Below are 10,231 nucleotides of genomic sequence, written 5' to 3'. Positions count from 1 at the left end.
GTGCTGGTTCGGCGCAAGGGCGGGGAGTTCGAGGCGGTCTCCACCGACGAGGTGGAGTACATGGACGTCTCGCCGCGCCAGATGGTCTCGGTGGCCACGGCCATGATCCCGTTCCTGGAGCACGACGACGCCAACCGGGCGCTGATGGGCTCCAACATGCAGCGCCAGGCGGTGCCGCTGCTGCGCGCGGAGTCGCCGCTGGTGGGCACCGGCATGGAGTACCGGGCCGCCACCGACGCCGGCGAGGTCGTGCTGGCCGACAAGGCCGGGGTGGTCGAGGACGTCACGGCCGACTACGTCACCGTGATGGCCGACGACGGCACCCGCACCACCTACCGGCTGGGCAAGTTCCGCCGCAGCAACCAGGGCACCTGCTTCAACCAGCGCCCGATCGTCGAGGAGGGCCGGCGGGTGGAGGCCGCCCAGGTGCTGGCCGACGGGCCCTCCACCGACCAGGGCGAGATGTCGCTGGGCAAGAACCTGCTGGTGGCCTACATGTCCTGGGAGGGCCACAACTACGAGGACGCCATCGTGCTGTCCCAGCGCCTGGTCCAAGACGACGTGCTCTCCTCGATCCACATCGAGGAGCACGAGGTCGATGCGCGCGACACCAAGCTGGGGCCCGAGGAGATCACCCGGGAGATCCCCAACGTCAGCGAGGAGGTGCTGGCCGATCTGGACGATCGGGGCATCATCCGCATCGGGGCCGAGGTGATCGACGGCGACATCCTGGTGGGCAAGGTCACGCCCAAGGGCGAGACCGAGCTGACGCCCGAGGAGCGGCTGCTGCGGGCGATCTTCGGTGAGAAGGCGCGTGAGGTGCGCGACACGTCGCTGAAGGTGCCCCACGGCGAGTCGGGCAAGGTCATCGGGGTGCGGGTGTTCAGCCGCGAGGAGGGCGACGAGCTGCCGCCCGGGGTCAACGAGCTGGTGCGGGTGTATGTGGCGCAGAAGCGCAAGATCACCGATGGTGACAAGCTCGCGGGCCGGCACGGCAACAAGGGTGTGATCGCCAAGATCCTGCCGCAGGAGGACATGCCGTTCATGGAGGACGGCACTCCGGTCGACATCGTGCTCAACCCGCTGGGTGTGCCCGGCCGCATGAACGTCGGACAGATCCTGGAGATCCACCTGGGCTGGCTCGCCCAGAACGGCTGGAAGGTCGAGGGCGACGACGCCGCCTGGAAGCAGGCGATGGCCGACATCGGCGCCACCGACATCTCGCCGGGCACCAAGGTCGCCACGCCGGTCTTCGACGGCCTGGCGGAGGACGAGATCGGCGGCCTGCTGGCCTCCAGCCTGCCCAACGAGGACGGTGTGCGGCTGGTCGACGAGCACGGCAAGGCGCAGCTCTACGACGGCCGCACCGGTGAGCCGTTCGCCGAACCGATCGCGGTGGGCTACACCTACTTCCTCAAGCTGCACCACCTGGTCGACGACAAGATCCACGCACGCTCCACCGGCCCGTACTCGATGATCACCCAGCAGCCGCTGGGCGGTAAGGCGCAGTTCGGCGGCCAGCGCTTCGGCGAGATGGAGGTCTGGGCCCTCGAGGCCTACGGGGCCGCCTACGCCCTGCAGGAGCTGCTGACCATCAAGTCCGACGACGTGCTGGGCCGCGTGAAGGTCTATGAGGCCATCGTCAAGGGCGAGAACATCCCCGAACCGGGCATCCCCGAATCGTTCAAGGTGCTCATCAAGGAGATGCAGTCGCTCTGTCTGAACGTGGAGGTGCTGTCCAGCGACGGCATGTCCATCGAGATGCGGGATACCGATGAGGACGTCTTCCGCGCGGCGGAGGAACTGGGAATCGACCTGGGCCGGCGCGAGCCGAGCAGTGTCGAAGAGGTCTAACTTCCGCGATCTTCAAGAGCAGGGGACGAATTAAGTGCTCGACGTCAACTTCTTCGACGAGCTCCGGATTGGCCTGGCGACCGCCGACGAAATCCGCCAGTGGTCGCACGGCGAGGTCAAGAAGCCGGAAACCATCAACTACCGCACCCTCAAGCCGGAAAAGGACGGGCTCTTCTGCGAGAAGATCTTCGGCCCGACCCGCGACTGGGAGTGCTACTGCGGCAAGTACAAGCGGGTCCGCTTCAAGGGGATCATCTGCGAGCGCTGCGGTGTGGAGGTCACCCGGGCCAAGGTCCGGCGTGAGCGCATGGGCCACATCGAGCTCGCCGCCCCGGTGACCCACATCTGGTACTTCAAGGGCGTTCCCAGCCGCCTGGGCTACCTGCTGGACCTGGCGCCGAAGGATCTCGAGAAGATCATCTACTTCGCCGCCTACATGGTCACCTGGGTCGACACCGAGGCCCGCGAGCGCGACCTGCAGTCCCTGGAGGCGCGCATCTCCGTGGAGCGCCAGCACCTGGAGCAGCGCCGCGACTCCGCCGTCGAGGAGCGCCACAAGAAGCTTGAGGCCGACCTCGCCGAGCTGGAGGAGCAGGGCGCCAAGGGCGACGCGCGCCGCAAGGTCCGCGAGTCGGCCGAGCGCGAGATGCGCCAGATCCGCGACCGGGTCCAGCGCGAGATCGACCGGCTCGAAGAGGTCTGGAACCGCTTCAAGAACCTCAAGGTCCAGGACCTCGAGGGCGACGAGATGCTCTACCGCGAGATGCGGGACCGCTTCGGCAAGTACTTCCGCGGCGGCATGGGCGCTCAGGCGATCCAGGAGCGGCTGGCCAACTTCGACCTCGACGCCGAGGCCGAGCGGCTGCGCGAGACCATCCGCAGCGGCAAGGGCCAGAAGAAGGCGCGCGCCCTCAAGCGCCTCAAGGTCGTCTCGGCGTTCCTGAACACCCGCAACAGCCCCATGGGCATGGTGCTGGACTGCATTCCGGTCATCCCGCCGGACCTGCGCCCGATGGTGCAGCTCGACGGCGGCCGGTTCGCCACCTCGGACCTGAACGACCTGTACCGCCGGGTCATCAACCGCAACAACCGCCTCAAGCGGCTGCTCGACCTCGGCGCGCCCGAGATCATCGTCAACAACGAGAAGCGGATGCTGCAGGAGGCCGTCGACGCGCTGTTCGACAACGGCCGCCGCGGCCGCCCGGTCACCGGGCCGGGCAACCGTCCGCTGAAGTCGCTGTCGGACATGCTCAAGGGCAAGCAGGGCCGGTTCCGGCAGAACCTGCTGGGCAAGCGCGTCGACTACTCCGGCCGCTCGGTCATCGTCGTGGGTCCGCAGCTCAAGCTGCACCAGTGCGGCCTGCCCAAGCAGATGGCGCTGGAGCTGTTCAAGCCGTTCGTGATGAAGCGCCTGGTCGACCTGAACCACGCGCAGAACATCAAGAGCGCCAAGCGCATGGTCGAGCGCTCCCGCCCGGTGGTCTGGGACGTCCTCGAAGAGGTCATCACCGAGCACCCGGTGCTGCTCAACCGCGCGCCGACGCTGCACCGCCTGGGCATCCAGGCCTTCGAGCCGCAGCTGGTCGAGGGCAAGGCCATCCAGATCCACCCGCTGGTGTGCACCGCGTTCAACGCCGACTTCGACGGCGACCAGATGGCGGTCCACCTGCCGCTGTCCGCCGAGGCCCAGGCAGAGGCGCGGCTGCTGATGCTGGCCACCAACAACATCCTCAAGCCCTCCGACGGCAAGCCGGTGACCATGCCCACCCAGGACATGATCATCGGGCTGTACTACCTCACCACCCGCAAGGAGGGTGCTCTGGGCGAGGGCCAGGCCTACCGCACGCCGGCCGAGGCCATCATGGCCTACGACCTGGGCGAGCTGGACCTGCAGGCGCCGATCAAGCTGCGCATCGACGGCGACGTGCCGCCGCCGCGCGACTGGGTCGCGCCCGAGGGCCACGAGCCCGGCGAGTCCTACGTGCTGGAGACCACCCTGGGGCGGTACCTCTTCAACGAGACCACGCCCTCGGACTACCCGTTCGTGAACTACCAGGTGGGCAAGAAGCAGGTGTCCGCCCTGGTCAACGAGCTGGCCGAGAACTACCCCAAGGTCCAGGTCGCCACCACGCTCGACGCGCTCAAGGACGCCGGCTACCACTGGGCCACCCGCTCGGGCCTGACCATCGGGATCTCCGACGTGCTCGCGCCGCCGCGCAAGACCGAGATCCTGGAGGGCTACGAGCGCCAGGCCGACAAGATCCAGCGCGAGTTCGACCGCGGTCTGATCACCGACGACGAGCGCCGCCAGGAGCTCACCGAGATCTGGACCAAGGCCACCAACGAGGTCGCCAAGGACATGGAGGACAACGCTCCCGCCGACAACCCGGTGTGGATGATGGTGAACTCCGGTGCCCGAGGCAACCCGATGCAGGTCCGCCAGATCGCCGGCATCCGCGGCCTGGTCTCCAACACGCGGGGCGAGACCATCCCGCGGCCGATCAAGTCCTCCTACCGCGAGGGCCTGTCCGTGCTGGAGTACTTCATCTCCACGCACGGCCAGCGCAAGGGCCTGGCCGACACCGCGCTGCGTACGGCCGACTCCGGGTACCTCACCCGGCGCCTGGTCGACGTCGCCCAGGACGTCATCGTGCGCGAGGTCGACTGCGGCACCGACCGCTCGCTCTGGCAGGAGGTCGGCGAGAAGAACGCCGCGGGCACGGTGGTGCGCAAGCACAACGTCGAGAACACCGGCTTCGGCCGGACGATCGCCGAGGACGTGGTCGCGGACGGCAAGGTCGTCGTCCCGGCCGGCACCGACACCTCCGAGACGATCATCGACAAGCTGGTCGCCCACGGGGTCGAGCGGGTGCGCGTGCGCAGCTCGCTCATCTGCGAGGCCAAGATCGGCGTGTGCAGCACCTGCTACGGCCGCTCGATGGCGACGGGCAAGCCCGTCGACGTCGGCGAGGCCATCGGCATCATCGCGGCGCAGTCCATCGGTGAGCCCGGCACCCAGCTGACCATGCGGACCTTCCACATGGGCGGCTCGGCCGGCCAGGACATCACCCACGGCCTGCCGCGTGTGACCGAGCTGTTCGAGGCCCGCATCCCCAAGGGTGTGGCCCCGATCAGCGAGCTGGAGGGCCGGATCCGCATCGAGGACACCGAGAAGAGCCGGAAGATCATCCTGGTCCCCGACGACGGGTCCGACGAGATCTCCTACCCGGTGCCGATGCGGGCCCAGCTGCTGGTGAGCGAGGGCGACCACGTCGCCGTCGGCCAGCAGCTCATCCAGGGCGCCATCAACCCGCACGAGGTGCTGCGCATCCAGGGCCCGCGGGCCGTGCAGCAGCACCTGGTGTCGGAGGTGCAGGAGGTCTACAAGTCGCAGGGTGTCTCGATCCACGACAAGCACATCGAGATCATCGTGCGGCAGATGCTCAAGCGGGTGAACATCCTCGAGTCCGGCGACTCCGAGCTGCTGCCCGGCGAGATGGTCGAGCGGCCCAAGTTCGAGTCGATCAACCGCCGGGTCGTGGCCGAAGGCGGCCAGCCCGCGGCCGGGCGCCCGGTGCTGCTGGGCATCACCAAGGCGTCGCTGGCCACGGAGTCGTGGCTGTCGGCGGCCTCGTTCCAGGAGACCACCCGCGTGCTCACCGAGAACGCGATCCACGGCAAGAGCGATCCGCTGGTCGGCCTCAAGGAGAACGTCATCATCGGTAAGCTCATCCCGGCCGGTACGGGCATGCCGCAGTACCGCAACATCCGGGTGGAGCCCACCGAGGAGGCCAAGGCGTCGATGTACTCCGTTTCGGGTTACGAGGAGCCGAGCGAGTACACCTTCGGGCAGGGCTCGGGAGAGGCCGTGCCGCTGGAGGAGTACGACTTCGGTCCCTACAACAGGTGACCTGAAGAGTCCATCGGCGGGATCGATTGATTGATCGAGCGGCGGCGGTAGTCCACCCGGTTCCCGGGTGGGCTGCCGCCGTTCGTCGTTGCGGGTCGGCATACTCGTAAACGGATGGGGAGAGCAGCGCGTACGCGCGGTCGGGAGATCGAAGACAGTGACGGACAACGGGGGACAGCGGTACGGGCCGTCCGACGGTGACCACAACGCCCGCAACGACGCTGCGGAATCGTGGTTCACCCCGAGCGGTGACCGCCACCGGACACAGTCCCAGTACCAGGACACAGAGCACGAGGCCGGCGCCGCCGAGGGGGGCGACGCGGGCCGGCTCGGCGCGCCGGGACACCAGGCCGGCGAGGAGGGACCGGGCCGGCCGGGCGCCGGGCGGACGTTCCCGCAGAGTGCGCAGCAGGACGGTGCCGGCCGTCCGCGGGGAGCCTTCCCCGACACCGGCGGCTACCCGGGTGCGGGCGGCCGGCGTCCGCCGATGGCCGAGCCCTACCCTTCGGCGCTGGGCGATCTCGGGCTGCCCGCCGACCCGCGCGGCGGGGGCCCCGCGGAACCCGCCGGCGAGCAGGGCGGGCCGTGGCCCAGCCGTCCTTACGCGGCCTCCGCCGAGGCCCCGGCAGGATCCGGCGGCATGGCAGGCGAGTGGCGGCCGAGCGGGGGGCCCGCGGGCGCGGACGAGTACCGCGGCGGCTTCGGCTCCGCCCGCGACGACGCCGATCGCCCGGACGGTCCGGCCTTCCCGGCCCGGCCGGGATACGGCGAACCCGCCGGTGCGCAGGCGCCGAGCGAGGGCACCGTGGCCGGCTACCGGCTGCCCGGCACGCCGGGAGCCGGAGCCGCGGAGGCCCCGCTGAACACGGCCGAAGGCACCGGCGGCTACCCCGGCTTCGGGTCCTCGGCACGCTCCCGACCGGACACGGGCGCCCCCGGAGGCGGCGCGGACGCGGAGGGACCGGCGCAGGCCGCCGGCGCGTCCGCCGCACAACGGGGCCCCGATCAGCAGTCGGCCGGCGGCGAGAGCGGTCCGGACACCGAGCCGTTCCCCGCCGGCGGTGATCCCGAGGCGGCCGAGCCCACCCGGCGCGACACCCCCGGGCCCGCCGACCCCGCCTCCGGTCGCGAACCGGGCGGCGAGCGCTTCGCCGCGCCGGACACCCCCGCCCCCTGGGACGACGGCGGCCGGCGCGGCGGCGCGGGAGGGCCGGGCCGACCGGACACCGCCGGGGCGACCTTCGGCTACGGCTACGCCGCGGCCGGGTCCGGCGACCAGCCCTACGCCGGTGTCGGCGGGTCCGCACCGGGCGCCTGGGAGCCCGGCGGAGCCGAAGCCTGGCAGGAGTCCGCCCAGCCCTGGTCCGCGGGCTCCACCCCCGAAGGCGCCGAACGCGAGTCCGGCGGGGCCACCCCGGAGCCCGGAGCCCGCGACCACGCGGCCGGCGCCCCTCGGGCCGCCGAGCCGGCCTCCGGATGGGTCGGCGCCGATCGGCGCGACCCCCGCGGCAGCTCCGAGGAGCCGCGGTGGGAGCCCGGCGGCGACACCCCCGCCCATTCGGACCAGCGGCCGCCGGCCCACCAGCCGGCGCCGGGCGAAGAGCCCGAGCGCTACCCCTCCGGCGCCGGCTACCGGCTCGACCCCGAGCCCGGACCGCTGCCGCGGTGGGAACCCCGCGCCGGCGACCCCCTCGACGATCCGCGTTCCGAGGGCCCCGGCGCCGGTCCGGCGCGCGAGGGGCAGGCCGGCTCCGACGGTTACGACGACGAGCTGTCGCGCCCCTACTCCCACCGGATCCAGACGGAGGAGGGCGAGGCCGCGCAGCCGGCGCGCTCCTGGGAGGAACCGCCGTCCCGGGGCCGGTCGGGCGACCCCCTGGCCGAGCCCTCCTCCGCATCCGCCGAGCGCGGATTCGACCAGGGCGCCGAGACCTCCGGCCGGCCCGAGCACGGTGCCGGCGACGAGCTCGGCGGCGGCCTGGGCACGGGCAGCGGCAACACCTGGGCCTTCAGCCGCGACGACACCCGGCTGCCGGAGAGCGTCCGCGAGGCCGCGGCCGAGGCCGAGCGCAAGCGGCGCGACGGCTCGCCCGAGCACACCACGGCGTTCCTGCACGCGAAGGACGACGACGCGGACGCCGCGCGGCCGCACTCGGGCTTCGGCGAGGAGCCGTCCTCCGCGGCGCCGGTCACCGATCTGGGCGGCGATCCGCTCGCGGTCATCGCCGCGCAGCAGGCGCGCGCCCGGCGTGAGGAGGAGGCCGGAGCCCAGGCGCCCGGCGGCGAGCGGCCCGAGAGCGGGTCCGAGCCCGGTGGGAGCGTCGGCGCGGGCACGCAGGAGATGCCCGCGGTCTCCGACGAGCTCGGCCCCGATCTGCGCCGCGGAGGGCCCTCCTACGCCGGCGACGAGCTGGGCCCGGACCTGCGTGCCGGTGATCCAGCCCCCTCCGGCGAGGATCCGGCGCCGGGCGACCGCTACGGCCACCGCGACCCCTACGGCGAGCCCGGCCGGTACGACCCGCGTTCCGGGCGGTACGGCGAGCCCGGGCCGTACGGAGACGGCGGCGAGCCGGGAGCCTACGGAGATGGCGGCCGGTCCGGCGAGTACGCCGATCCCGGCGCCTACGGCGAGACCGACGCCTACGGCCGCGGCGGCGGGTACCGGGCGCACGGCGAGTACGGGGAGTACGGCGGCGGGCCGGCCTGGGCCCAGGGGGCCGACCACGGCGCGGGCACCGGAGGCGGGCCCGCGTACTACGGCCCCTCCGGCCAGGCCGGCGGCGCCTACGCGGCTCCGGGCGAGACCGGCTACGCGCCCGCCGGGCCGGAGTCCCACGACACCGCGTCGGGGATTCCGCCGGAGTACACCGACAGGCGCGGTGGGCAAGCGCCGCGCCCCGAGGGCTACGCCGGCGAGCACGGCTCCCCCTATGGCGGGCCGGCCTCCGCCGATCACAGGGGGCCCGGCCACGCCGATTCGGAGGGACCGGCCACCGCGGCCATGGACTTCGGCGAGTCGGACGGGCCGCTGGGCTACGGCTCCCGGGCCGGCGAACCCGCGCCCGGGGGCTACGCCCCTGAAGGCTACGGTCCCGCCCACCACCAGGGCGGACCGGAGGGGTACGGCGGCCAGTACTCCGGCGAAGCGGACCGGTACCAGGGCGGCTACGAGGGCCATGCAGGCGAGGAGGATCCGCGCGGCCGGCGGGGCCGGTCCGCGCGCGATCCGATCAGGGAGGACTTCCCCGGCTTCGACCGTCCGCCGGGCGGTGCGGCCGGCGACCCCTATCCCGGCTACGACAACATCGACCACTGGCCCGACACCGCGCCCGAGGCCTCGGCCACCCTGTGGCTGGGCATCGCCGCGCTGCTGCCGGTGCTCGGCCTGATCGCGGCCATCGCGGCGCTGGTGATGGGACCGCGCGCCCGGCGCGCGATCCGGCGTTCGCAGGGCGAGCTGGAAGGGCTCAACCTGGTCAAGCTGGGCACGATCCTGGCCTGGGCGGGGATCGGGTTGTTCGTGCTGCAGTTCGCGGGGTTCGTGGGGCTCGTCGTCCTCTCCTGACCCCTGCTTTGCGCCGCCCGCGGCAGGGTGGCGGGCAGGCTCAAGCGCCCGGGGCGGTCGCGACCGCCCCGGGCACCCGTGTATCGGGGCCGATCCGCCGCGCCGCCGGCGGATTCGGCACGGCCGCGGTCCCGAGTCCGGATATCACGCGCGAGCACTCGCCAAAGCCCGTACACTAGAGGTAGACCTACGACAGCATGAGGCTGCGGAACGCGGGTACCGAAGTCACAGGTCGTCATTTTGACCTGCTACAGAGGCTTCGGTACTCTGTAAATTCGTGCCCGTGAGTCGACGGGTCAGCACGTGCGCACTTTGCGAACGGCATCGGCCGAACAGCGCAGAGAGCGGCGCGTGATACCTCCTCCCAGAGAAACGACCGCAGGGTCGGACGTTATCCGGTCTCCGCCATGCTCGGGGTAGAGCGCGACACGCCCGGATGCGGGGGCAGGGGAGGACGGGAAGTCCAGCAGGTCACAGGGACACATCGGCTAAGAAGAACCGGCGTAGGTCACGAGAAAGACGGAGACGCGGTGCCCACCATCCAGCAGCTGGTCCGCAAGGGCCGACAGGACAAGGTCGCAAAGAACAAGACCCCGGCGCTGAAGGGGAGTCCGCAGCGTCGTGGTGTGTGCACGCGTGTCTACACCACTACGCCCAAGAAGCCGAACTCCGCCCTGCGCAAGGTCGCCCGTGTGCGCTTGAGCAGCGGGATCGAGGTCACGGCCTACATCCCGGGGATCGGACACAACCTCCAGGAGCACTCCATCGTGCTCGTGCGCGGCGGTCGTGTGAAGGACCTGCCGGGTGTCCGCTACCGGATCGTCCGCGGCTCACTCGACACCCAGGGCGTGCGTAACCGCAAGCAGGCGCGCAGCCGTTACGGCGCTAAGAAGGAGAAGTAA

The 10,231-nt window shown here is 71.6% G+C and carries 4 protein-coding genes; all 4 read left to right on the top strand.

Annotation, left to right across the window (positions count from 1 at the left end):
* Nucleotides 1–1,854: DNA-directed RNA polymerase subunit beta (locus FZ103_RS14835; RefSeq protein WP_156001704.1), on the top strand; the 1,854-nt coding region annotated here is incomplete at its 5' end.
* A gap of 34 nt (nt 1,855–1,888) precedes the next feature.
* Nucleotides 1,889–5,764, top strand: a complete 3,876-nt coding sequence (locus FZ103_RS14830) for a DNA-directed RNA polymerase subunit beta' (RefSeq protein ID WP_186356317.1) — start codon at nt 1,889–1,891, stop codon at nt 5,762–5,764.
* A gap of 157 nt (nt 5,765–5,921) precedes the next feature.
* Nucleotides 5,922–9,329, top strand: coding sequence for a DUF4190 domain-containing protein (locus FZ103_RS14825; RefSeq protein WP_186356316.1), 3,408 nt, complete (start codon nt 5,922–5,924; stop codon nt 9,327–9,329).
* Between the two features lie 530 nt (nt 9,330–9,859).
* Nucleotides 9,860–10,231, top strand: coding sequence for a 30S ribosomal protein S12 (rpsL, locus tag FZ103_RS14820; protein WP_040274940.1), 372 nt, complete (start codon nt 9,860–9,862; stop codon nt 10,229–10,231).

It is taken from the genome of Streptomonospora sp. PA3 (assembly GCF_009728995.1).
In the GTDB taxonomy this organism is placed as follows: domain Bacteria; phylum Actinomycetota; class Actinomycetes; order Streptosporangiales; family Streptosporangiaceae; genus Streptomonospora.
This window is presented reverse-complemented; position numbering and strand designations above follow the sequence as displayed.